24 protein-coding genes and 2 tRNA genes are annotated in these 22,337 nt (G+C 53.6%); 9 read left to right on the top strand and 17 right to left on the bottom strand.

The genetic code is table 11. The features are described from left to right. Window positions 1-3: 3 nt before the first annotated feature. The 8 genes from urtB to H6F67_RS14450 all read right to left on the bottom strand — a co-directional run bounded on the left by urtB (window position 4) and on the right by H6F67_RS14450 (window position 7,067). A complete protein-coding gene (gene urtB / locus H6F67_RS14485; protein ID WP_396798017.1) occupies window positions 4-1,158 on the bottom strand; it encodes an urea ABC transporter permease subunit UrtB in 1,155 nt (384 codons plus the stop codon). A 119-nt stretch (window positions 1,159-1,277) separates the two neighbouring features. Beyond that, window positions 1,278-2,603, bottom strand: a complete 1,326-nt coding sequence (urtA, locus tag H6F67_RS14480) for an urea ABC transporter substrate-binding protein (protein WP_190767324.1) — start codon at window positions 2,601-2,603, stop codon at window positions 1,278-1,280. 128 nt (window positions 2,604-2,731) lie between these two features. Further along, the gene (gene ureG / locus H6F67_RS14475; RefSeq protein WP_190767323.1) at window positions 2,732-3,355 is read right to left on the bottom strand and encodes an urease accessory protein UreG; all 624 of its coding nucleotides are present in this window, start codon (window positions 3,353-3,355) and stop codon (window positions 2,732-2,734) included. Window positions 3,356-3,553: 198 nt separating this feature from the next. After that, a complete protein-coding gene (locus tag H6F67_RS14470) occupies window positions 3,554-5,608 on the bottom strand; it encodes a ribonuclease catalytic domain-containing protein (RefSeq protein WP_190767322.1) in 2,055 nt (684 codons plus the stop codon). 86 nt (window positions 5,609-5,694) lie between these two features. Further along, the gene (rpsR, locus tag H6F67_RS14465) at window positions 5,695-5,910 is read right to left on the bottom strand and encodes a 30S ribosomal protein S18 (RefSeq protein ID WP_190767321.1); all 216 of its coding nucleotides are present in this window, start codon (window positions 5,908-5,910) and stop codon (window positions 5,695-5,697) included. Between the two features lie 23 nt (window positions 5,911-5,933). Continuing rightward, entirely contained in the window at window positions 5,934-6,122 is a 189-nt protein-coding gene (gene rpmG, locus H6F67_RS14460) for a 50S ribosomal protein L33 (RefSeq protein ID WP_190767320.1), read from the bottom strand. Between the two features lie 36 nt (window positions 6,123-6,158). Continuing rightward, window positions 6,159-6,704 (bottom strand): RDD family protein, encoded by a 546-nt coding sequence (locus H6F67_RS14455; RefSeq protein ID WP_190767319.1) that lies wholly within the window; start codon window positions 6,702-6,704, stop codon window positions 6,159-6,161. Between the two features lie 48 nt (window positions 6,705-6,752). Further along, window positions 6,753-7,067 carry a hypothetical protein gene (locus tag H6F67_RS14450; protein ID WP_190767318.1) on the bottom strand — a complete coding sequence of 105 codons (315 nt, stop codon included), beginning with the start codon at window positions 7,065-7,067 and terminating at the stop codon, window positions 6,753-6,755. A 160-nt stretch (window positions 7,068-7,227) separates the two neighbouring features. On the opposite strand from H6F67_RS14450, the gene glp reads away from it, so the two are divergent. Beyond that, a complete protein-coding gene (glp, locus tag H6F67_RS14445) occupies window positions 7,228-8,463 on the top strand; it encodes a gephyrin-like molybdotransferase Glp (RefSeq protein WP_190767317.1) in 1,236 nt (411 codons plus the stop codon). Here glp and H6F67_RS14440 read toward each other — a convergent pair. The 3 genes from H6F67_RS14440 to H6F67_RS14430 all read right to left on the bottom strand — a co-directional run bounded on the left by H6F67_RS14440 (window position 8,460) and on the right by H6F67_RS14430 (window position 11,033). Then, entirely contained in the window at window positions 8,460-9,323 is an 864-nt protein-coding gene (locus H6F67_RS14440) for a hypothetical protein (protein ID WP_190767316.1), read from the bottom strand. The genes glp and H6F67_RS14440 overlap by 4 nt on opposite strands. A gap of 171 nt (window positions 9,324-9,494) precedes the next feature. After that, complete coding sequence (gene thyX, locus H6F67_RS14435; protein ID WP_190767315.1) at window positions 9,495-10,217, bottom strand: FAD-dependent thymidylate synthase; 723 nt, start codon at window positions 10,215-10,217, stop codon at window positions 9,495-9,497. 75 nt (window positions 10,218-10,292) lie between these two features. Then, a complete protein-coding gene (locus H6F67_RS14430) occupies window positions 10,293-11,033 on the bottom strand; it encodes a hypothetical protein (RefSeq protein ID WP_190767314.1) in 741 nt (246 codons plus the stop codon). A gap of 99 nt (window positions 11,034-11,132) precedes the next feature. Between H6F67_RS14430 and H6F67_RS14425 the strand changes: the two genes are divergently transcribed. The 4 genes from H6F67_RS14425 (at window position 11,133) to H6F67_RS14410 (ending at window position 15,149) form a co-directional block, all read left to right on the top strand. Beyond that, window positions 11,133-11,387 carry a hypothetical protein gene (locus H6F67_RS14425; protein WP_190767313.1) on the top strand — a complete coding sequence of 85 codons (255 nt, stop codon included), beginning with the start codon at window positions 11,133-11,135 and terminating at the stop codon, window positions 11,385-11,387. A 169-nt stretch (window positions 11,388-11,556) separates the two neighbouring features. Beyond that, the gene (locus H6F67_RS14420) at window positions 11,557-13,977 is read left to right on the top strand and encodes a sucrose synthase (RefSeq protein ID WP_190767312.1); all 2,421 of its coding nucleotides are present in this window, start codon (window positions 11,557-11,559) and stop codon (window positions 13,975-13,977) included. An 81-nt stretch (window positions 13,978-14,058) separates the two neighbouring features. Next, window positions 14,059-14,784 carry a SprT family zinc-dependent metalloprotease gene (locus H6F67_RS14415; RefSeq protein WP_313926830.1) on the top strand — a complete coding sequence of 242 codons (726 nt, stop codon included), beginning with the start codon at window positions 14,059-14,061 and terminating at the stop codon, window positions 14,782-14,784. Between the two features lie 17 nt (window positions 14,785-14,801). Next, on the top strand, window positions 14,802-15,149 hold the full coding sequence (locus H6F67_RS14410) for a DOPA 4,5-dioxygenase family protein (protein WP_190767311.1): 348 nt from the start codon (window positions 14,802-14,804) through the stop codon (window positions 15,147-15,149). A 56-nt stretch (window positions 15,150-15,205) separates the two neighbouring features. Here the strand turns inward: H6F67_RS14410 and H6F67_RS14405 are convergent, their stop codons facing one another. Then, window positions 15,206-15,352 carry a hypothetical protein gene (locus H6F67_RS14405; protein ID WP_190767310.1) on the bottom strand — a complete coding sequence of 49 codons (147 nt, stop codon included), beginning with the start codon at window positions 15,350-15,352 and terminating at the stop codon, window positions 15,206-15,208. Between H6F67_RS14405 and H6F67_RS28360 the strand changes: the two genes are divergently transcribed. From H6F67_RS28360 to H6F67_RS14385, 4 genes are all read left to right on the top strand, one after another. Continuing rightward, window positions 15,335-16,291 carry a RodZ family helix-turn-helix domain-containing protein gene (locus H6F67_RS28360; RefSeq protein ID WP_190767309.1) on the top strand — a complete coding sequence of 319 codons (957 nt, stop codon included), beginning with the start codon at window positions 15,335-15,337 and terminating at the stop codon, window positions 16,289-16,291. The two genes, H6F67_RS14405 and H6F67_RS28360, sit on opposite strands and share 18 nt — an antisense overlap. Window positions 16,292-16,959: 668 nt before the next feature. Further along, window positions 16,960-17,661, top strand: coding sequence for a Crp/Fnr family transcriptional regulator (locus tag H6F67_RS14395; RefSeq protein WP_190767308.1), 702 nt, complete (start codon window positions 16,960-16,962; stop codon window positions 17,659-17,661). A gap of 127 nt (window positions 17,662-17,788) precedes the next feature. Continuing rightward, window positions 17,789-18,337 (top strand): universal stress protein, encoded by a 549-nt coding sequence (locus tag H6F67_RS14390; protein ID WP_190767307.1) that lies wholly within the window; start codon window positions 17,789-17,791, stop codon window positions 18,335-18,337. A gap of 79 nt (window positions 18,338-18,416) precedes the next feature. After that, a complete protein-coding gene (locus H6F67_RS14385; RefSeq protein WP_190767306.1) occupies window positions 18,417-19,241 on the top strand; it encodes an AIM24 family protein in 825 nt (274 codons plus the stop codon). A gap of 58 nt (window positions 19,242-19,299) precedes the next feature. Here the strand turns inward: H6F67_RS14385 and corA are convergent, their stop codons facing one another. From corA to H6F67_RS14360, 5 genes are all read right to left on the bottom strand, one after another. Beyond that, window positions 19,300-20,514 (bottom strand): magnesium/cobalt transporter CorA, encoded by a 1,215-nt coding sequence (gene corA, locus H6F67_RS14380; RefSeq protein WP_190767305.1) that lies wholly within the window; start codon window positions 20,512-20,514, stop codon window positions 19,300-19,302. Window positions 20,515-20,577: 63 nt separating this feature from the next. Then, window positions 20,578-20,662 (bottom strand) — tRNA-Ser (locus H6F67_RS14375). 97 nt (window positions 20,663-20,759) lie between these two features. Further along, a tRNA-Ser gene (locus H6F67_RS14370) sits at window positions 20,760-20,844 on the bottom strand. A gap of 133 nt (window positions 20,845-20,977) precedes the next feature. After that, complete coding sequence (locus H6F67_RS14365; RefSeq protein ID WP_190767304.1) at window positions 20,978-21,187, bottom strand: hypothetical protein; 210 nt, start codon at window positions 21,185-21,187, stop codon at window positions 20,978-20,980. A gap of 202 nt (window positions 21,188-21,389) precedes the next feature. After that, window positions 21,390-22,322, bottom strand: coding sequence for an ion channel (locus H6F67_RS14360; protein WP_190767303.1), 933 nt, complete (start codon window positions 22,320-22,322; stop codon window positions 21,390-21,392). Window positions 22,323-22,337: the final 15 nt, after the last annotated feature.

Here is a 22,337-nt window from a genome sequence, read left to right as displayed (position 1 = left end):
AAGTTAAGCATCCACAGTACGTCCTTTCTGGGGGAACAAGCCGCCCGGTCGGAACTGGAGAAATGCAACGATCAAAGCAAACACCAGCACTTTTGCCATGCTGGTCGTGCCAAAGGTGGTGAAGAAATCGGCCAAAGGCTTCAACGGCGCGAAGACGAGCGCGAGGGTGGCCGACCCAATCAAATATTCCGCAATGCCGATCGCCATCGCCCCGACGATCGTGCCGACCAGCTTGCCAACGCCACCAACGACCACGACCATGAACGTATTCACGATGTAGTTTTGTCCGGTATTGGGACCCACCGATCCCAGCAGGCTGACGGCACATCCGGCGATTCCGGCTAGTCCTGAGCCGAGGGCAAACGTCAGCGCGTCTACTTTTTGCGTGGGAATGCCAAGGCAAGCGCTCATGCTACGGTTTTGCGTCACCGATCGAATCCGCAAGCCCCAAGGCGTTTTTTGCAAAAAGAAGTAGACGCCCGCCACGCACAAAGCGGTCAGCAGCAAAATGAAAATTCGCACTGAGGAAAGCTGATAGGCTCCGATCGGAATGCCACCGCGCAGCCAAGCCGGAGCCGTCACATCGACGTTTTGCGCTCCAAACCAGGGTTGCGTCACGGCCAGCCCGCGAGCCTGACCGATCGAATTGCCGACGATTCCGGCGATCGCCAGTGAGAGCGGCAGCAAAATCGCCAGAGCGATCGGGCGGATGCGCTCAAAATCTGCCCGACGGCGCAACAGCCACATGCCGCCGAAAAACAAGAGGCAAAACAGCACCAAGCCGATCACAATCACCCAGTTCACGCTGCGAACGAACTGCTGCAAAATCAAGCTGACGCCCCAAGTTGCCAGCAGCGTTTCCAGCGGTCGCCCATAGAGATAGCGAATCACGCCGCGCTCTAGCACAATTCCGGCCAGCGCAGCAACCAGAAAGGCCATCGGCAGCGCCGCCAAAATGTAGGCTTCAAACCAGCCGTCGCCCAAGGCGCGAAAGCCATTTTGCACTAGATAGGTCGTGTAGGCTCCCAGCATCATTAGTTCGCCGTGCGCCATGTTGATCACGCCCATCAAGCCAAAGACGATCGCCAGTCCCAATGCCGCCAGCAGCAAAATTGAGCCGATGCTAATGCCGTTAAATAAACCGTCCAGGATGGTAATCACGATTCTCTTCCCAAAAATTGGCAAGGAGATAGCAAATTCGCGATCGCTATCTCCTGTGTGCTTTCCGAAACTACCAACCAACCTCAAAGTCCCCCATGAATGGGGGATTTAGGGGGCTAGAGCCTAAATTTGCCCGGATCGTCTACGCCCGTCTTCGTCCAGTCGCAGCTAAAGCCTTTCGTTTCAGGGACAAACTGATTCCAGGGAACCGGAGCAACGGCGGCATCGGTTTCAAAGGTGATGTTGAACAAGCCGTCGTCGCGCACTTCCCCGATTCGCACCACTTTTGACAGGTGATGGTTGGGGTTCATCGTCACTTTGCCTTCCGGCGCATCCAGGGTTTGACCATAGGCCGCCGTGCGAACCGCAGGAATGTCGGTCGATCCCGCTTTTTCAACCGCCTGCTTCCACAGATAAACGGCGATGTAGGCCGCTTCCATTGGGTCGTTGGTGACGCGGCTGTCGCCATATTCGGCCTTGAACGCTTCGACAAACTGGGTGTTGGCCGGAGTTTCCACCGTCATGAAATAGTTCCAGGCGGCAAACTGACCGAGCAAATATTCCTTGCCGATCGCCTGCACTTCTTCCTCGGCAATGCTCACGGACATGACCGGATATTTGTCAACGGTCAAGCCTGCGCCCTGCATTTGCTTGAAGAAGGCCACGTTGCTGTCGCCGTTCAGCGTGTTGTAGATCACGCCGCCGTTTGGCAACGCCTGCCGAATCTTGGCGATGATCGGCGTCACCTCGGTATTGCCCAGCGGCAGATAGTCTTCTCCGACCGTGCGGCCACCTTTGGCCTCAAGCTGCGCCTTGATGATTGTGTTCGCGGTGCGGGGAAACACGTAGTCCGAGCCGACCAGGAAGAAATCTTTGCCTTTATTTTCCAGCAGCCAATCGACCGAGGGTTCAATCTGCTGGTTGGGTGCGGCTCCCGTGTAGAAAATATTTTGTGAACATTCTTGGCCTTCGTACTGAACCGGATACCAAAGCATGTGCTGCTTCGATTCAAACACGGGCAGAACCGCTTTACGGCTAGCCGAAGTCCAGCAGCCAAAGACCACAGAAACTTGGTCTTCGTCGATCAGCTTTGCCGCTTTTTCGGCAAAGGTCGGCCAGTCTGAGTTGCCGTCTTCCACAACGGCCTGGATCTGCTTGCCGAGAACCCCACCAGCGGCATTGATTTCCTTGATTGCAAGCTGCTCAGCATCGACCACGCTCTTTTCCGAGATCGCCATCGTGCCGCTGAGCGAGTGAAGGATGCCAACTTTGATCGTGTCACCGCTGGCGGCGGCAGTCGTGGCGGCTGGAGATGAACCTGCTGCGGGCGATTCCGCTGCTTCTTCTGCCGGAGGAGCCGCACAAGCCTTCATCAGTAAGCTGGTACCCAGTGCCGCCGAACCGTAAACCAAAAATTTGCGTCGCCCAAATTGGCTAGTCATGAGTCTTTCGCAGCTTCGATCGAAGCTGAATCATCGGTGAAGTGGTTTGAATAGCAGTGATATTACGAGCGGCTCAGATCTGCGATCGTATCGTGTACTACCAAATCAGATTGTTTTAAGGTTTCCCGTCATCCCACCACAGCAGGATTTCCAGTAGTTTCACCCATGTGCAGTCGGATAAAATCGACGATCGCGTCCAGTCCATCCTGCGCTTTAAGATTTGTGAAGACAAAGGGGCGCTCACCCCGCATTTTCCGCGCATCGCGATCCATCACGTCTAAACTTGCACCGACTAGAGGGGCAAGGTCAATTTTGTTAATCACCAGCAAATCCGATCGCGTAATTCCCGGCCCACCTTTGCGCGGAATTTTGTCACCTGCCGCCACATCGATCACGTAGATCGTCAAGTCCACGAGTTCCGGGCTGAAGGTTGCCGCCAAATTGTCGCCGCCGCTCTCGACAAACACCAAATCTAGCGAAAATTGCTGCTCAAGCTGCTCGATCGCCACCAGATTAATTGAGGCATCTTCGCGAATGGCCGTGTGTGGACAGCCGCCTGTTTCGACGCCAATGATGCGATCGCGCTCCAAGGCTTGACTGCGAACTAAAAACTGGGCGTCTTCCTGCGTGTAAATGTCATTGGTGACGACGCCAATGCTGAAGCGATCGCGCATTACTTTACACAGCGCATCAACCAAAGCTGTTTTTCCCGACCCCACAGGTCCCGCAATGCCAACGCGAAAAGGTTGCATTCTTCCTCCTTACATCCAATTTGGCGTTGAGTGTACTACATTCGGAACGCTAGGGCGTGTTTTAACAGCCTTTCGTGATGGCAGGGTGGTTGGGCGATCCCCCTAAATCCCCTTAGTAAGGGGAACTTTGAGCGGTTCGGCTCCCTCCTTGTTATGGGGTGGAGAGGATCGTGAGGTTTTAAAGCAAAGTTTGCCTGCTCAGGACGCCGCAGGCTGAATTTCTGGCTTACATTCGCTGAACTGCACGACATCTTGCCGGGGATCAACGAAAGTAACTTTCAGTTCCAGTCGATCGCCCACGTTGATCGATCGCGTAAAGCGCATTGCCAGTTCGATCGCCAAATCTTCCAGCAGGACGAGTCCCAAGTTTTCATGTTCGCGCAGCCAGCGCAGCAGCAGCCCGTTCCAAACTTCATCCGAGTTGCGCCGCAGATATTCCAAGCCCCAATAGCGATTCGTCTGCCGCTCTACCAGCACAGATTCATAAGCGGTCGAGCTAACTGCCTGCACAAGTTCTTTCAGCGTTTCGCCGTCAAACGGCAAGTCTTCACCGCGCAGATGCGCCTTAATTTGGAAGTGCGTCAGCAAATCGGTGTAGCGACGAATCGGCGATGTTACCTGCGTATAGGTATCCAGTCCGAGGCTAGCGTGACGGACAGGCGCGATATTCATTTCGCTGCGCGGCATACAGCGGCGAATTGCACTGGCGCGAACGGGACCAGACGGCAGCAGCATCAATTCTTCTTCCGGCGGCAGTTCCGGCTGCGCTTGTCCGCGATAGGGCAGCGGCAGGCTGTGTTCTTGGCCGTAGCGTCCCGCAGTTTCCCCCGCCAGAATCATCATTTCCGCGACCAAGCGACGCGCGATCGAATCGTCCAGCACTTCGATCGTAATTTCGTCGTCCTGCACCTTAATCGACGATTCCGGCATGTGAATACTGATTGCGCCCTGTTGATGTCGCCACTGATGCCGCAGCTTGGCGAACTGAGCGATCGTTTCGAGTTCCGCTTCCGCCTCCACGCCCAAATCGAGCATTTCATCGACATCTTCGTAGGTCAAGCGGTAGGTTGGCTTGATCAAGCTGGGGTGAATTTCAAAGTCTGCGATCGCGCCCGACTCATCGAGAATCACGCCAAAGCTGAGGGCAGTACAAAGCCGTCCCTGCACCAAGCTCATTGGCCCCGTTGCCAACTCCGGCGGAAACATCGGAATCATTCCGGTCGGCAGATAAACCGTTGTGCAGCGGCGGCGGGCTTCAAGATCCAGTTCGTCTCCGGGGAGAACATAGCGTGTCGGATCGGCAATGTGAATCCACAGCCGATGAATTCCGTCGGGTAAAGTTTCCAGGCTTAAGCCGTCGTCGATTTCTTTGGTGCTTTCATCGTCGATCGTATAGACCTTGAGATGCGTCAGATCCAGCCGATTCGTGTCCGGATCGGGCGGCGGAGTTTGCAGGCAGCGGTGAGCCATGTCGATCACCCGACTGGGGAAAGTAGTGGGAAGTTGACTGCGCCGCAGATGAAGATTTTCGTGGGGACTCCACAGCGAGAGATCCACCAAAAGTTGAAATGCAGCTTCGGGCGTTTCAGGACGTTTGAGCGCGGCCAGCGTTTCCAGTGCCGGAGCGCGGTGCGTTGCTTCTTCGGCAAAAGTCGCAAAACGCTCGATCGCCTCCAAACGCGGACGATCGCCCTCCTGCCATTCTATCGATTTCCCCGCCAGTGCCTGTTCGATTCGCTGCAAATACTGCTGCCACTCTTCTTGTTTTGCCGCTGCGACCGATTGCTGATGCTGAATTTCGGCAATTTGCGCTTTCGATCGCGGCTCGTAGCGATCGCCCTTCTGCTTGAAATACAGCTTGTCTTCTGAGAGCAGGCAGTACGCCGCATAGCACAAAGGCGGACTCGTATCGGAAAACAAAATCTGCGCCAGTCCAGCCGGATCGGTGGTTTCCCCGTCTTCGCTCAGCAGTTCCCACGCCACTTCCAGACTCGACGGATCGAGATACGGCTCAATTTCTTGGACAAACTTGGCAATGTCCGCAGGCTGATAAGTTTCGCCCGTCACCTGATAGGTAATTTGGCGCGGATGCAGAATGTGCGGCTGATTGCGCCCGTCGATCGCGACCCAGTGCTTTTTGCCTTCGGGTCGATCGAGTACGGCCAGTCGTCGCTGCCGGATGCGATCCGCGATCGATCCTTCCGCGGCGCTATCGCCTTGCAGCCGAAATTCGACGAGCGTGCCTTTTTCCATTTTGGGTGTCGGGGGTCGAGAGTCGGAAATCGAAAGTCGAAAGTCGGAAGTCGGGCAAAACCGAATTTCCGACACCGAATTCCGAATTAGCCTTCTGCGTTGACAAACGGCAGCAAAGCAAGAATCCGGGCACGTTTGATCGCGGTGGTGAGGGCGTGTTGCTGCTTGGAGGTCAAGCCTGTGATGCGGCGGGGAAGAATTTTGCCGCGCTCGGTGATGTATTTCCGCAGCAAATCGACATCTTTGTAGTCGATCGAATCTTTCGGATTAATAGGCGAAACGCGACGGCGATAGTAGCTCATGGGATTTCAGTGAAGTTGAAAGATTACTTGATTTCTTTGTGGACGGTGTGACGGTTGCAGTGGGTGCAGAACTTTTTAAGTTCGAGTCGTGCCGTTGTGTTCCGGCGATTTTTTTCGGTCGTGTAGCGAGATACACCGTTCGATCGCTTGTCGGGATTGGTGCGACACTCGGTACATTCCAGCGTGATAATCAGACGAACGCCCTTAGCCATAAGTCAAGCTCAAATTTGAAAAGCCACAAACGTTCATTATTTCATACGGGCGCGGGCTTCGACAATCCATTTTCTTAATTTGATGTCGATCGAATAGCCGCGCCGCGATTCAGCAATGTGCGTATCCGTCAACTGGTCATGCAACGCCTGCTGATTTTCCGGATTGAGCCAAGCGGGAATCAGGTCAATGGCGATCGGTGCAACCAGCAAAATCGCCCAAAGCCCGCCCGTCCCCAAACTGAGAAATCCCACCAAAAATAAGCCCAGCGCCAGCCCCAAACCGCCTTCGCGCTTTGCCAGCGTCACCAGATCTGGTGTGCCGCCCCGCTCCAAATCCAGAACGCGCATATCGAGTGCCCACCGTCCCAAACTTTGACCGTGATTGCGATCGACCAAGGCCACCCGCATTCCCAGCCAGCCCAGCACGAAGATGAAGACGATCGCCACTGCGCCACTGCTGACGAGCAAACTGACAAAGCCGACTGCCACAAAATCAATCAGCAGCGCACAGCCCCGCCGCCACAGCGGAACACGGCGATATTCGATCGGCTGGTCATCCCTCACTAGCTGGTCATCACGCATGGTTTGAAGTGGTGGCTGTCATAGAAAAACTCGTCTTGCTCAAGGTCGCTACTGTTCAGACGGATTTAGTGTGCCGACTAAGGCTTGGTAGAAAAAACTAATAGAATCACCAGTCCCGTTGCGGAATCGCTTCTCAACCTTGTTGAAGGGGTGAGCAACAATATCATTACAGCGAACGCCCCAACCTGCATCGGTCATGACCCACTCGCCGTTCAAAATTGTCCGCAGGCATTCACCAATGAAGCTGCCCCAAATTAGAACAAGCTGATCCATATTTCCGGTAACGCCGTCCGGCCAATTTCGATCGATTAGCTCGTCCACACACAAAAGGCTGGACTCGTCATATTGAAGCGTGACGTTCATCGTTTGCTCTGTTGCAGATCGACATATCTCACTTGCCTCTCGAAAAAGATTTTTGGCCTCATCAGGGTTCATTTATCATCTCCGCAAGCAAGCATACGCTTAACAAGATTCTAACGGAGGTACGCTATCTGTACGCCCATCCTTTTAGCTAGGAATACCGATGCTGTCTGCCGCTGAAGCTGAAGCTTTAATTCTCGATCGCACCCTGCCGCTAACGGACGTGGAAGTGCTGCCGCTCGAAAAAGTTGCAGGGCGAATTCTCGCCGCGCCCGTGATGAGTAAGCTGGATTTTCCGCACTGGGATAATTCCGCGATGGATGGCTATGCGGTGCGCTTTGCGGATGTGCAGCAGGCCAGCACAGAAAATCCGATCGCCCTGCAAATCGTTGAAGAAATTCCGGCAGGCTATGCGCCCCAAAAATCGATCGCACCCGGACAAGCCGCCCGCATTTTCACCGGAGGAATGCTGCCAGATGGAGCGGATACGATCGTGATTCAAGAAGTCACCCAGCGACAAGGCGATCGCGTCACGATTCTTGAAGCGCCAAAACCGAAAGCGTTTGTGCGATCGAAAGCGGAATTTTATCAGGCCGGAGCGCCGCTGTTGCCAGCCGGATTGCAAATTGGGGCACAGGCGATCGCCGTCCTCGCTGCCGCACAATGCACCGAAATCACCGTTTATCGTCGTCCTCGTGTTGCCATCTTTTCGACAGGCGATGAACTCGTTCAGCCGAATCAGCCGCTTGCCCCCGGACAAATTGTCGATTCCAATCAGTACGCACTGGCCGCGCTCGTTGCCGCAGCAGGAGCCGAACCGATCGATCTTGGCATCGTGCCCGATCGCCCCGAAGCGCTCAAAGCCGCGATCGAACAGGCGATTTCTCAAGCGGATCTGGTGATTTCCTCTGGTGGCGTTTCGGTTGGCGATTACGATTATGTCGATCGCATCCTAGACGAACTGGGGGCGAAGCTGCACGTGCGATCGGTGGCCGTGAAGCCTGGAAAGCCGCTGACGGTTGCGACTTTTGCCAATCGCTCCGTCCTCTATTTCGGACTGCCGGGAAATCCGGTTTCTGCTCTGGTGAGCTTTTGGCGATTTGTTGAGCCTGCTTTGCGGAAGCTGTCAGGATTGCCGGAAGGCTGGCGACCCGTCTTTGTGCAGGGACGCACCATGCAGGCGTTGCGATCGGATGGCAAGCGCGAATCGTACCTGTGGGGACAAGTTTGTCTTGTTGAGGGAGAATATCAATTTCAGCTTGCAGGCGGTTCGCACAGTTCCGGCAATCTGATTAATCTAGCGGCGACAAACGGACTGGCGATCGTCCCTATCGGCCAAACCCAAATTGCAGCGGGCGATCGCGTCCTGATCATGCTGGTTGGTCGCGCTCGCTCCTAATTGCCTTCCGGCGGTGCGTCGATCGTTTCGGTCAGCCGACCTTGCGACACGCCGATCGATCGATAAGCCAAAATCAGCCGACTGGCTTCATAAACTGACGTGCCGTTGCTGAGCGTGGTTGGCTGCACCATCGCACCGGGAACAGCAACGAGCGCGGGCGCAAGATTCGAATCAAAAACGGCGATCGTGCGGCCTGCCAGCGAGAAATTTCCAGTCGCGAACGAATCGGGATAGCGAGCTTGCGCGGTGGGGGCGGGCAAATTTCGCATCTGAAAACTGCTCGGCTGCGAATGCTCGCTCAAGAACGTAGCGCGACTGGTGGCAAGCTGGTCGCCCGTGACTCGCGTGAAGTAGTCGTAGATCACGCTGCCCGCATCGATCGCGCCGTTTTGGTCTGTGTCGCTGCCGTAAACCGTGCGAATCGTGCGCGACGAATCGGCAGGCGTGGGCAGGACAAGATTGATGCTGGCAAAATTCGGCAAAAGTTCAGCTTCGGTGTAGCCGATTAGTTGATTTTGCGGCGTAAACAAACGAATGACCACGCGATCGCCCGGATTGAGACCGCGAATAAACTGCGCTTGCTGATTCATCCGATAGCGAAAATCGCCGATGAAGCGCTCTTGCAAAAAAGCGTCGGGACGCTTGGTCAACAGCGAGACGCGAGCAATCAAGTTGGGATAGCTCGGCTGTGCCTGCATAATTGCCAAACTGAAGTGGCCGCGATTCGGATCACTTTGAGCCATCAAGACGGCGTCTGATTCAGCCGAAGCCGTTTGCGCTGCGGTCATTTGAGCTGGAGCAAGCAGCGAAGCCGCAACAAGGGCAAGTGCAGCCGAGCGGCGAAAAAATTCATGATTCATAGCAGGTGATTGGCACGGCGGTTGGGCTTGAGACCGCATCTTTTCTGCAACGACCGATCGATCCCTCAAACAGTTCCATGCTAGCTGGAAGCTTCATCAGTCCCAAGATAGGTTCGCTGCTGACTTCCTCCTGAGCATAAGCGACTCAACGGCAATCTCGCCTACCTTAGATTACGGAGCCAGCCGTGCTTTTTTGAGACGATTGGCTTCATACCACTGAGCGATCGCGGGAACCCACGCTTCGATGTGCGGCCAAATCAGTTCACACAGCTTTTGCGCTTCAAGCTGAGCATCGGCCTTCCAGCGCAGATCGACCAGATGAAGGATCGATCGCACATTTGCCGACATCACCCAATGCTGGCGCACATCAAAGGGAATCAAGCCGCGAGCGTGTTCTTCGGAAAAGCCTTGCTCGATGCGTTCGTGATAGCGATGACAAGCTTTTAGACACCATTCAATATCTTCTTGCCGCTGCGCTTCGGTGTAGTCATAGCGTTTGCCTTGGCGATCGCTATACGCGCCGATCGGACGCAGATAAAATACTTCCTCAACCTCTCGTTTGCCCGAAACCACGTCCAAGATTCGCTGTCCGGTATATCGTCCGGACTGAACATCAAACGAGATTCCGACACGATGCGTCCGAATCTGCTGCATCGTGCTGTGGGGAAACCAGCCGCAATTGAGAACGATTTGCGGATGCTCCAGGGGGCCATAATGCCCGCGATTTCCCGCCAGCAGTTGCTTGACGATGATTTCGCCTGAGCGCTCTTCGGACGGAAAAGCGTCGCGATCGTCCGCCACGAATCCTTCGGCATAATCTTGGTGCATTGCAGCGTAAATCGTCTGCTGCGGATTGGGAGTTTGCGAGATAACGGCAACAGTAAAGCGATCCATCAAAGTAAGCCTGAACGCAACAGGGTTTCTAGGATAGTCGGCTTGGAGCGCGATCGCACAAATTCTCAAATTTTTTTACGCCGATTCTTTCACATCCACCTGCAAAGCAATCGGGATGGCAACAGGCGACGATTCACCTGTGCCGAGGCGATCGGGCATCAAGGCTTGCAGTCCGTCCATCAACGCCGTTTGCAAAATCGGTTCGCTTTCGCGTTGCAGCAGCAGCTGGAAACAATCGGCCACCTGCGCTTGCAGCGTTGGACTCTCAGCTTTTGCCCAGAGCGTCACTTGACGAATGGCGATTAGGCGATCGAGCGCATCTGCGGTACTCAACCGCGAAAGCATCTGCACTTCATCTGTCGGCTGCCCCTCGGATTGCCCCCAAGTTTGCCGCAGCAGCAGCAGCACAGCGGCCAGCGTTCCCAATCCTTGCAAAATGGTTCCCGCTGCCAGCCAGCCGTTGTCTGCCGCCAGCCAAACCATTGCGGCAATGTAGGTGGCGATCGTGGCAATTCCACCGAGCAGCACACTGATCGTCAACTGACGATTCGATCGACTCCAAAGCTTCTGCCAAACCTCGCTCTGCCAATCTTGCCAGCGATACTGCTGCACGCCATAGGCCAGCACCATGCTGACGAGTCCGATCAGCGTTGCCAGCACCAGCGGCCAATTCCACAACCACAGCGCGGCGATGAGGGTGAGCGCCATCAGCCAGCCGCCCGGTCCGCGAAATCGATCGAGCCGTCGCAGCATTCGTCGATCGATCGCAGGCAAGGAACTGGTAAATTTTTGCCAGGAAAAAGAAGCGTGTGCCATAGCCGAACGATAGCGCATCAAGGCAATAGCTATGGTAGAGCGAAAGCGCGATCGACAGTGGAATTGCAGTGGGGATCGCGTGAATTGAAATGATTTGTAATGGGGAGCGGTTGTTTCCCGCGATCGCGCTGGAAACTTCATGAAAAATTCAATATCCTGGTCAGTGGCTTTACGCAATTCCAAACGGGTTTGTGGAACTGTAGTGGCAGATTGCTTGCGGCAACGAATCGATCGCTGCTGAACGATGCGTTGCCAGTTTCCTTTGCCACGCCGCTCGGTTCGCTGAGCGGATGGGCGACCGCTACACAGTTCGCCAACCTCAGACAGTTAAACACTCGCCGCATCGCGGCCTAAACGCGCTCTCATGTTTGTCTCGATTGTCTGAAGGAGCGAGATCTGAGCGGTTTAGCTTGCCGAATCGATCGCGGCGGCAAATTGAATGCTGCGAAATCAAGTCGCTGATCTACGATCGAAGGTTTGGCGACGACCTCCCAATTTACACTGCCCCTCTTAGGAAATCGAAATGTCTGAACTCATCCAGGCTGTGTTGAAGCATGATGAAACCAAAGATTTGCGCCAGTTCACCCGCGAACTGCGCCAGCGCGACCAGAAATATCTGCTGCGAAACGACATTCTGGCGGCGTTTGACGATTATTGTGCTTCTCACGGCAAGCCCGACAACTACGCGCACGATTCCTACCTTGGCAAGCTGATTGCCTACGTGCAAGAAATCATTTTGGAGCCGGAAAGTTTATGTGTGATTGTACGGCCTCAAATTGCTCGTGAGGAAGTTTATCGAATTGGCGATGACCTCAGCGTGGCACCGCTCACTTCGCAAGAATTGTTGGATTTGCGCGATCGCCTCGTTAACCGCTTCCATCCCAACGAAGGCGATGTTTTGGAACTTGATTTCCAGCCGTTTTATGATTATTCTCCTGCAATTCGCGACCCAAAAAATATCGGCAAGGGTGTTGAATTTCTCAACCGTTTTCTGTCAAGCAAACTGTTTCAAGATCCGACAGAATGGCTTGGAACTCTGTTTCAATTCTTGAGCCTACATAAATACAACGGCACCCAGCTTCTAATCAACGAACGGATTCAATCGCAGCAGCAGTTGTCTGAGCAAATTAAGCGAGCGATCGCGTTTGTGAGCGATCGTCCGGCTGAGGAACCCTACGACAAGTTCCGCTTTGATTTACAAAGCATGGGCTTTGAACCGGGCTGGGGCAACACTGCCGATCGCATCCGCGAAACGCTGGGAATGCTCGACCAGCTCATTGACTCACCCGATCATCAAGCGCTCGAAGCCTTTCTGTCGCGCATTCCGATGATCTTTCGCGTCGTCATGGTGTCGCCGCACGGCTGGTTTGGGCAAGAAGGTGTTCTCGGTCGGCCTGACACAGGCGGACAAGTCGTCTACATTCTCGATCAGGTAAAAAGCTTGGAGCAGGAGCTTCAGCGCGAAATCACCTTGGCAGGTTTGGATGTGCTGAAAGTGCATCCGAAAGTGATTGTGCTGACGCGCCTGATTGCAAACAGCGACGGGACGCTTTGCAACCAGCGACTTGAGAAGATTTACAGCACACAAAACGGCTGGATTTTGCGCGTTCCGTTCCGTGAATTCAACCCGACTTTAACGCAAAACTGGATCTCCCGATTCGAGATTTGGCCGTATTTGGAAACTTACGCGATCGATGCCGAGCGCGAACTGTTGGCCGAGTTTGAAGGTCGTCCCGATCTGATCATCGGCAACTATTCCGATGGCAATCTCGTTGCGTTTTTGCTCGCTCGCAAGCTAAAAGTAACGCAGTGCAACATCGCGCACGCTTTGGAAAAGTCGAAATATCTATTCAGTAACCTTTACTGGCAAGATCTCGAAGACAAATACCACTTCTCGCTGCAATTTACGGCAGACTTGATTGCGATGAATGCTGCAAATTTCATCATCAGCAGCACCTATCAGGAAATTGTCGGAACGCCAGATAGCGTCGGGCAGTATGAATCGTATCGTCGCTTCACGATGCCAGAGCTTTATCATGTCACTTCGGGCATCGATTTGTTCAGCCCAAAATTCAACGTTGTGCCGCCGGGCGTGAACGAAGTGACCTATTTCCCCTACAGCCGCACTGAAGACCGCATTCCTGACGATCGCGCCCGTTTGGAAGAACTGCTTTTCACACTGGATGATCCCAGTTCTGTTTATGGCAAACTGGACGATCCCAGTAAGCGCCCGCTGTTCTCAATGGCGCGGCTCGATCGCATCAAAAACCTTACAGGTCTAGCCGAAGCCTTTGGTAAGAGCCAAGCTTTACAAGAGCGCTGCAATTTGATTTTGGTGGCAGGAAAACTGCGAACTGAAGACTCAACCGACCACGAAGAAATCAGTGAAATTGAAAAGCTCTATCAGATTATTGAGCAGTACAATTTGAACGGCAAAATTCGCTGGTTGGGTGTACGCTTGCCCAAAAGCGATTCAGGTGAAATTTATCGCGTCATTGCCGATCATGAAGGCATTTTCGTTCAGCCTGCTTTGTTTGAAGCATTCGGCTTGACGATTTTGGAAGCAATGATTTCGGGTCTGCCAACATTTGGTACGCGATTTGGTGGTCCGTTGGAAATTATTCAAGACAAATACAACGGCTTCTACATCAACCCGACCAATCAAGAAGAGATGGCGGAAATCATTTTGGAATTTATTTCCAAGTGTGACCAAAATCCTGATTATTGGAAGCAAGTATCGCAGCGCGGAATCGATCGCGTCTACAGCACCTACACCTGGCGCATTCACACCTCGAAATTGCTGTCGCTCGCGAAGATTTACGGCTTCTGGAACTATTCATCCAAGGAAAATCGTGAAGATATGCTGCGGTATGTCGAAATGCTGTTTCACCTGCTCTATAAACCGAGGGCACAAGAACTGATGGAACATCACATGCAGCGTTAGTTTCAGTGAAGAAAGGGGCGATCGATTCACACGCCGATCGCCCCTTTTCTCTACACTGGAGAAGACGATCGAAAAATTAGCGTGAGCATCAGCCACCTCACAACTCAAATCGAGATCGGCGGAATCCCCGTCCAAATTGTGCGGAAGTCGATTAAAAATCTGAATTTGTCGGTTCGCCCGCCGGATGGTCATGTCCGCGTCGCTGTTCCCTGGCAGATGACCGATGATCAGCTTTGTTCGATCGTCACTTCTCGCTTGAACTGGATCAAAAAACATCAGGCGGCGTTTCGGGCAAATCCACGTTTTTTGCAGCACGAACTGGTGACGGGTGAAAGTCATGCTGTTTTCGGCAAGCGCTATCGTTTAGAAGTGCTCGATCGCCCCGGTCGCCCCAAAATTATTTGGAATGACAACACGCTTCAGCTTTGCGTTCAGCCTGGAACTTCCGCTGAAAAACGAGCCGCGCTGTTAAATCAGTGGTATCGCGATCGACTGAAAGCAGAAATTCCAGATTTGTTGGATCTGTGGCAACCAAAAGTGAATCAACAGGTTGCTGATTGGGGCATCAAAAAGATGAAAACTCGCTGGGGAAGCTGCAACATTCACCAGCGACGAATTTGGCTAAATCTAGAGCTTGCCAAGTATCCGATCGAATGCGTGGAATATGTTTTAGTGCATGAACTTGTTCATCTTTTAGAGCGCTATCACAACGATCGATTCAAAGCCTACATGAATCAGTTGCTTCCGCACTGGCGACGCTGCCACAAAATCTTGAATCCAAAACCACTCGATCTTGAAGCGCTATAGCCATGCAATCAAAAAAGATGCAATCAACCATCACGAGCTTTCACGCCCATGTTTACTACGATGCCGACAGTCGCGACATCGCTGCCCGAATTCGCGAAGCGCTGGCGGCTGAATTTGATGTGGCGCTAGGACGCTGGCACGATCGACCGATTGGTCCTCATCCGCAGCCGATGTATCAAGTTTCGTTTGCCGTTGAGCAGTTCGGCGCAGTTGTGCCTTGGCTGATGCTGCATCGATCGAACCTGGATATTCTGGTTCATGCCAACACGGGAGACGACGTTGCTGACCATACCGCTCATGCGCTGTGGCTAGGCGACAAACTGAACTTGAATATTGAGGTGTTGCGTCCAAGCTCGTCAGTTTAAGACCGCTTTGCTGCAAGAATTGCAGCAAAGCTTAAAATTTCGCGTTTTTTGCTGTTTTAAGGCTGAAAGTTTCCGGAAAGCGATCGCCACTGCCGAAATACCAAGACATAGCGACAGCCAGCTTTCTGATCGATCGGGCTGTCTTTGACAACCAGCAGTTGGCGCAAGTACGGAGAAATACCATCGTGACAGCAACGACCCATTCAGACCTGAACAGCGCACGCTCCACCCAAGAGAGTTTGCGCGTTTTATTTTTTCAGATCGAAGCAGAGCTTCACCGCAGCGATGCGTTTCGTCAGGCAATGGCCGGAGTGCAAAACCAAACTGGCAGCAGCGAGGGAATGCAGGCGTTGCTGAAGGCGGCAGGTCGAGAAGCGATTCGGCTGGCAATGCGCCAAATGCTGCGTCATGCGCCAAAAGTAGAACCTGTGACTGCAAAGCGCGAAAAGCGCGAAAAGCGATCGGAAGAACCTGCAACCGAATCAACGCTGCTGAATACGGCAGCTTCGATCGAGCCAGAACCGATCACACCGCTGGTTGAGCCGCCAGTGACGACGCGCCCTGCTCCGCCGCCCATTACACCGTTTGAGCAGCAGCGGCAGCTTGCAATGCAGCAGCTTGGCGAAACGCTGCGCGAAGCCCGATACGCGAAAGGACTTTCGATCGAGCAGGTTCACAGTCAAACCTGGGTGCCGATTCATCAGCTGAAGGCGCTAGAAGCGGGACAGGTAGAGCATTTGCCCGAAGATATTTTTGTGCGCGGCTTTATCCGTCGTGTTGGGGATACCTTAGGACTTGATGGCTGTGAACTGGCGGATACGCTGCCGAGCTTGGATGCGGCAAAATCCGTTGTGCCATCTTGGGCGCGATCGCGGATTGCTCCTTCGTCGGCTCAAGGTTGTCTTCAGCCTGCTCACCTGTATGTTGGCTATGCAGCGTTAATGGCGGGGGCGGTCGGCAGTTTGGCTTGGATTACGCAGCATCCAGTTTCGCCGGGACTGCTAGAGAAAATTGAGCCGGAACCGCCCGCCCCAGAGCAGCAAACGAAGCCGGGCGTGCGGTTTAGCGGTGTGCAGCGGGGGGCAGTCGCGCAGGCGATCGCGCAGCCGCAAATGGTGACGCCGGAAAGCGCAGGCTTGTAAAAGCAGAACTGTAGAAGCAGGACTGTAAAAAACGTTTGGCAATAAAATTTTTGGAGTTCAATCAAAATTTTGGCCGCGATCGATTCATCATCCCATCTGAATTCCTTTGGGATTTTTGGGATGCAGGTGAATCGATCGCGGTTTAATTTGCTTCCGATCCCCCAACCAGTGAAGGCTAGGGCGTGTCTTCAGAAGCTCTAGAAGCAGTAGAGCGGATGCGATCCGGTATGGATCAGCAACGCTAGCCGCGCAGCGCTATCCGCAGGAAGCGATCCCCCTGTCCCCTTATCAAGCGGGACTTTGAGTGGTTCGGCTCCCTCCTTACCAAGGAGGGCTGGGGAGGATCGTCAGTCTCAAAACATACCTTAGAGCCATCCCCCCACACGCCTCTAGCCCCGACTGAAGGGTTTCACCTAAAACTCTCAAAGGGCATATCTGTCAGTGGCAATGTGGCTTGCTTTCCTTCCACTCAAATTAGAACGATCGATCAGGGACGCGATCGCTGTAATATATAACTCTACTCAAGGCAAGCTGTGAGCTAAGATAGCGCTAGGCTTTTGCTTTATTGTGTTTTGCTTGCTGGTCTTCCTTCGCACAGGTAAATTGCGGTTTGCCTTAAGTTTCCTGGTATCGTTTACTGTTTTGAGTGTGATTACCTCATGCCGCTCATGGAAGACCGATTTAGCCCCCGTGAATCTCGAAATTCTGCTCTGATTCGCTCTGCGCCTTTTTTTGAAGGATTGCCGGAAGCTGTGGTGGATAAGGCAACCGCGCAGGTAGTAACGCGCTCCCATCCTGCCAATCAGGTGATTTTGCTGGAAAATGATTGGGGCAGCGCGGTCTATTTCATTCTCAGCGGCTGGGTAAAAATTCGCACATACAACATTGATGGCAAGGAAGTTACGCTGAACATTCTGGGCAGGAATGAACTGTTTGGCGAAATGGCTCCGCTGGATGAAGTACCGCGATCGACTGACGTAATCACGCTCTCGCCGACTGTGATCGGCAGTATGCCCGCTCAAGATTTTGTGCATCTGCTCAATACCGAGGCGCAAGCCGGAATTCGTCTGGCGCAATTGATGGCGCGACGCTTGCGACAGGTGAATCGACGGCTCAGATTGCGCGAGTCAGACAGCGTGTCGCGAGTGGCGGATATTCTAATCTTTCTGGCAGAAGGCCAAGGGCAGCGGCGTGATAAAGGCGTCGAAATTCCAAATTTGCCTCATCGAGAACTCAGCAGCCTCAGCGGATTGGCGCGAGAAACGGTAACGCGCGTGTTGAGCAAGCTAGAGCGCAAAGGATTGATCGTGCGCGATCGCGAAACGTTGTTCATTCCCGACCTCGACGCTTTGGAGCGCATCCTCGTTTAGCTGCAACGAAGCGTTAAGCTTCATTAAGAAAGATTGGCGTGTATCACAGTTGCGATCGCACATTGAGGCAATTGCGGTAATTTTGGGGTAAGTTCCCTCCTGCCCTCGACCCAGTGGAGTAGATCCTATGTGTTTTAAGCGCGTTTTGGCCGCGATCGATGCGTCTTCGCTCAGCCAGCTTGTGTTTGATCAGGCATTGGAAATTGCCGAGCGCGACGGAGCAATTCTGAAATTATTTCACAGCATGAGTTGTGACATGCTGGCAGGAATGCCGCACTATTCCAGCGAGCTTGGCCTGTCGCCGCAGTTCGTCACGGTTGCTCAGCACAATCAGCACCACATTGACCAGCAAAGCCGCGAAATGCGCGATCTGCTGCGCCGCTACTGCGAACTGGCTCGCGCCAAAAATGTGCCCGTCGAGTTTGAATCGCGCCTCACCGATGCCGGACAAGGCTTGTGTCAAGCGGCAGAAGATTGGCGAGCCGATTTGGTCGTGGTCGGACGGCGCGGCAGACGCGGACTGGCCGAAGCGCTGCTGGGCAGCGTCAGCAATTACGTTTTGCATCATGCGCCCTGCGCCGTTCTGGTAATTCAGTCGCCCTCGACGAATGCAGTGAGCGATCGCCGCACACCCGTCGCAGTAGGCGCGATGGCTTCGCCGCCTTTGGGCGAGTAGCGCGAAGGTCTGGAAAAAGAGTCGGCTTCAGTGAATTCAATACTCTGTCTCTTTATCCAGTCATTTCGCTGCGCCAATCATGAATGCACCCGAATCGAACCTGCCTTTTCAAGTCACGCAAACGGTTTCGCGTGGCGGAACCACGTTTGAGCTGTTGGAATACAAGCCGCTGTCGGGCAGCGACAGCGTTGCCGTTGCCGAACAGCTTTACACGCTCAATCGCGCCGGAGTGCATCTGCGCCAGCTCCGGATTCGCCTGAACAACGATGCCGTGCGGACGGAACCCGGCGTGCTGCAATTCCTCAAGGGCCACATCAGCATGGAAAGCTCGACGGGCGCGGGTGGTGGCATGGGCGGCTTGGTGAAAGGAGCGATCGCTGCTGCCCGGACGGGAGAAACGATCTTCAAACCGCTCTACCGAGGCACGGGCGAAATCTATCTCGAACCCACCTTCGGCCACTACTGGCTGATGCAGTTGAACAACCAAACGCTGTACGCCGATCAAGGCTTGTTCTGCTGCTGTGAAGATGCCGTTAAAGTCGATGCACACAAGGTTGAAAGCTTTTCGGCCAGAGTCGCAGGTGGAGAAGGCCGCTACCAAACTAAAGTTAGCGGATCGGGCATCGTTGTTTTTCGCATTCCCGTTCCCCAAAAGGAAATCTTGCCGCTGACGCTGGAAAACGAAACGCTTCAGGTCGATGGCTCGTTTGCCCTCCTGCGGACTGAAGGCGTCAGATTTACGGTCGAGCGGGCTTCTAGCTCGCTGCTGGGAGCCGTCACCAGCGGCGAAGGACTGCTGCAAACCTTCCAGGGAACCGGGCGAGTTTGGATCGCGCCAACGCAACCGCTGTACGATCGCATGACTGCCTTTGCTTCCCTGCCCACGTTACCCTCAACTCGCTAAACTCAAACTGCCCTACCGCGATCTCAACAAAACGAAGGGGGCGTGACCTGTCATGCCCCTACTCTTCTTTGATTGAAGAAAAATTCTCGAACCAGCCGCGCTTCCAAAAGAAATAAACGAGTCCTCCGGCGATCGCGGCCATCAATCCTAAACACAGCGGATAGCCATAGTACCAGTTCAGTTCTGGCATATTGAAGGGCGATCGATCGGTGTTGAAATTCATTCCATAAATTCCCGCCACGAACGTTAAGGGAATGAAAATGCTGGAGATTACCGTTAGCAATTTCATCACTTCATTCATGCGGTTGCCAACAGATGAAACGTAGATGTCCATCAGGCTTGAAGCTAGTTCGCGATAGGTTTCTACCATGTCAAGCACCTGCGTCGCATGGTCAGCACAATCGCGCAGATAGACGCGCACATCCTGACTGATCAATTCATTTTCATCGCGAATCAGCACATTGATTGCATCGCGCAGCGGCCAAATTAATCGACGTAGTGACAGCAACTCGCGCTTGAGGAAATGAATTTTTTCTAATGTGCGACGAGTAGGATTCACCACAACTTCTTCCTCAAGATCTTCAATGCGTTCGCCATACGCTTCAAGCACCGGAAAAAACCCATCAACGATCGTATCCAGCAGCGCATACGCCAGATAATCCGCTCCCCGCTTTCGCAACAGGCCGCGATCGAGCCGGATGCGATCGCGCACCGATCGAAACGTGTCGTGTTCCGGTTCTTCCTGCACAGTCAGCAAATAGTGTTTTCCCAGAATGAAGCTGACTTGCTCTTTGGTGCAGATTTCGCCGCCTGCTCTGGGCATCACCATCCGCGTAATGATCACGATTTGGTTGTCGTATTCTTCTACTTTCGGACGCTGCGGCACATTGACGACATCTTCTAGCGCCAGCGGATGCAGATCAAACACTTTGCCCAACCGCTGCAACACATCTTCGCTGCCCAACCCCTGCACATCCACCCAAGAGACCGAATCCGAATCGAGATACGGCTCGCATTCTTCCGGCGTCGCCAGTTCCAGTCGCGTCGCGTCCGTTTCGTTGTAGTCAATCAGCACGATCGTCGGGGGTGGTGCGTCCGCTTCGATCGTTAGCGATCCGGGCAGCGTTCCCGGTGCACTATAGGAATAATCGACGTAAGAATCTTCGCTTTCGTCGTTCACGATGACGGGCGACACGCGGCGGCGTTTGGGCAGGCGAGAAGCGATCGCAAAACGCTGAGGCGAATTGCTCGTCGAATCGGGACGCGGCGTCATAAACGGTTTTGTTCGGAAGGAATCTCTTTGAGGATACAAGAGACGATCGCGATTTGCCGAGAACGGAGAGGGTGGGATTCGAACCCACGGTTGCTTTCACAACACTCGATTTCAAGTCGAGCGCATTCGACCACTCTGCCACCTCTCCAAGGTGCGCCTCTTATGCTATCGCAAACCTTTGAGCGATCGCAAAGTAAAATCGATCGCACGGGTCAAGCGATCGCTTCACACAAAACAGTTCAAAACGGAGAGGGGGGGATTCGAACCCCCGTTGAGTTGCCCCAAACTTGATTTCGAGTCAAGCGCATTCAACCGCTCTGCCACCTCTCCAGGCCAGGCACTTTGACCATTTTACTGTGAAATGGCGGTTTGTAGCGCTGCAAATTCGGCGTAATCTTTCAGTAGCGATCGATGGTGAAGCAGCCCGCTTTCGCTTTGGGTGATGAGCGATCGCACAAAGCGCTTAGCGCTCCTGCGCCAAGTCGCGAATCAAGGTCAGACGAGAATAGAGATAGGTAGTGACCGTGTCGCTCTCTTGATGGTTGATCGATCGCTGGCCGCGAAGCTGACCGATCAAAAACTGGACAAGGCTGTTGTCGTCCAGGCTCAGCAGCAGTTGAGCCTGAGTGGTTTCAACCAATGTCCACAGTTGGTGTAGCAGCAGAGGAGTCATGTGGCGTTGTCCTTAAGCTTTTCTTTATTTTTTACAGAATACCCAAGTGCTGCGTGTTCAATCAGTCAAAAACATAACAAGACACAAGAGTTACACAATCCTCAATAATTCGATCCAATTCTTGACTTTCAAATCGATCGATAATTTCTGTTTCTCTATCTCAAGAGAGTAGACAAGCGAATTGGAGCTGCGATCACCCGATTCACAATTTGGCTTCGCGTGCAGGTGCAACTTCGTGAAAGCGGCGATAGTCCACTGCGCGACGACCATCTGGCAGGCGCGAGAGAATGTCCTCAAAGCGCATATTCCACAGAATTTCACTGGCGATGTAGGAATAGCGAGCGTGAATTGTTTGGGCAAAAGTTTCATCGAGTCCGGTCAGCGTCACGACCACTTCCGCTTCGACTTCCGCCAAATCTTCTGCCGTCATGCCATACAGCGGACTGTCTGAATCGATCGGGTGCATAATCGTCCAGGTCAAGACAAACACAGGCGTTTGCGATCGCACCAGCTTCATGTCGTAAAAGCGCCGCATAAATTCGCCTTCGGGCGTGGTTACATTTCGCACTAGCGTCATCCGCGTCTGCGCCTCGATCACCTGATTGTGCCGTTGATTCGCGGCTCGCAGCATCAGCGTCGGCAGGTCATCTTGCACGGTAATCACCGCAGTTTTGCTGAACAACACGCGAGCAGTCGGACGGGCAAAGCGGGCAAACATCAATCCAGTTGCCATTGCCAAGCCGAGTAAACCTGTGAGCGCCTCGATCGTCACCACCACGTTTGCCCAGGTCGTCGTTGGATACATTGCCCCATATCCGATCGAGGCCATCGTCTGCACACTGAAGAAAAACGCATCGGGAAACGAACCGGGCTGAGCATTCGCAATGCCGTCACCGCCCAGCAGATACAAAAACGCAAACAGCGCATTCGCCGCCACAAACGAAATAAACGTCAAGATGAAATACTGCACCCAAGACATGGTGAGCAGCAGATGGTACGGATCGCGCCACCGCGCCAGCTTTGCGCCCACGCGAACAATTCCAGATTTGCTGCCGCTGGGATTGACCAGGCGTGGACGAGACGGCGGAGGCGATCGATCGGGCAGATTGCGCGAAGACGAACGAGGAGCAGCCATCAGCAAAATCGCTTA

This window comes from Microcoleus sp. FACHB-1515 (assembly GCF_014696105.1).
In the GTDB taxonomy this organism is placed as follows: domain Bacteria; phylum Cyanobacteriota; class Cyanobacteriia; order Elainellales; family Elainellaceae; genus JAAUTJ01.
Note: the sequence above shows the minus strand (reverse complement) of the source record. Positions and strands in the feature narration are given on the sequence as shown.

Bases quoted from the DNA above. Each gene is read 5' to 3' on its own strand.
- urtA (WP_190767324.1), bottom strand. From the start codon at position 2,603: ATGACTAGCCAATTTGGGCGACGCAAATTTTTGGTTTACGGTTCGGCG.
- ureG (WP_190767323.1), bottom strand. From the start codon at position 3,355: ATGCAACCTTTTCGCGTTGGCATTGCGGGACCTGTGGGGTCGGGAAAA.
- H6F67_RS14470 (WP_190767322.1), bottom strand. From the start codon at position 5,608: ATGGAAAAAGGCACGCTCGTCGAATTTCGGCTGCAAGGCGATAGCGCC.
- rpsR (WP_190767321.1), bottom strand. From the start codon at position 5,910: ATGAGCTACTATCGCCGTCGCGTTTCGCCTATTAATCCGAAAGATTCG.
- rpmG (WP_190767320.1), bottom strand. From the start codon at position 6,122: ATGGCTAAGGGCGTTCGTCTGATTATCACGCTGGAATGTACCGAGTGT.
- H6F67_RS14455 (WP_190767319.1), bottom strand. From the start codon at position 6,704: ATGCGTGATGACCAGCTAGTGAGGGATGACCAGCCGATCGAATATCGC.
- H6F67_RS14450 (WP_190767318.1), bottom strand. From the start codon at position 7,067: ATGAACGTCACGCTTCAATATGACGAGTCCAGCCTTTTGTGTGTGGAC.
- glp (WP_190767317.1), top strand. From the start codon at position 7,228: ATGCTGTCTGCCGCTGAAGCTGAAGCTTTAATTCTCGATCGCACCCTG.
- H6F67_RS14440 (WP_190767316.1), bottom strand. From the start codon at position 9,323: ATGAATCATGAATTTTTTCGCCGCTCGGCTGCACTTGCCCTTGTTGCG.
- thyX (WP_190767315.1), bottom strand. From the start codon at position 10,217: ATGGATCGCTTTACTGTTGCCGTTATCTCGCAAACTCCCAATCCGCAG.
- H6F67_RS14430 (WP_190767314.1), bottom strand. From the start codon at position 11,033: ATGGCACACGCTTCTTTTTCCTGGCAAAAATTTACCAGTTCCTTGCCT.
- H6F67_RS14425 (WP_190767313.1), top strand. From the start codon at position 11,133: ATGGGGAGCGGTTGTTTCCCGCGATCGCGCTGGAAACTTCATGAAAAA.
- H6F67_RS14420 (WP_190767312.1), top strand. From the start codon at position 11,557: ATGTCTGAACTCATCCAGGCTGTGTTGAAGCATGATGAAACCAAAGAT.
- H6F67_RS14410 (WP_190767311.1), top strand. From the start codon at position 14,802: ATGCAATCAACCATCACGAGCTTTCACGCCCATGTTTACTACGATGCC.
- H6F67_RS14405 (WP_190767310.1), bottom strand. From the start codon at position 15,352: ATGGGTCGTTGCTGTCACGATGGTATTTCTCCGTACTTGCGCCAACTG.
- H6F67_RS14395 (WP_190767308.1), top strand. From the start codon at position 16,960: ATGGAAGACCGATTTAGCCCCCGTGAATCTCGAAATTCTGCTCTGATT.
- H6F67_RS14390 (WP_190767307.1), top strand. From the start codon at position 17,789: ATGTGTTTTAAGCGCGTTTTGGCCGCGATCGATGCGTCTTCGCTCAGC.
- H6F67_RS14385 (WP_190767306.1), top strand. From the start codon at position 18,417: ATGAATGCACCCGAATCGAACCTGCCTTTTCAAGTCACGCAAACGGTT.
- corA (WP_190767305.1), bottom strand. From the start codon at position 20,514: ATGACGCCGCGTCCCGATTCGACGAGCAATTCGCCTCAGCGTTTTGCG.
- H6F67_RS14365 (WP_190767304.1), bottom strand. From the start codon at position 21,187: ATGACTCCTCTGCTGCTACACCAACTGTGGACATTGGTTGAAACCACT.
- H6F67_RS14360 (WP_190767303.1), bottom strand. From the start codon at position 22,322: ATGGCTGCTCCTCGTTCGTCTTCGCGCAATCTGCCCGATCGATCGCCT.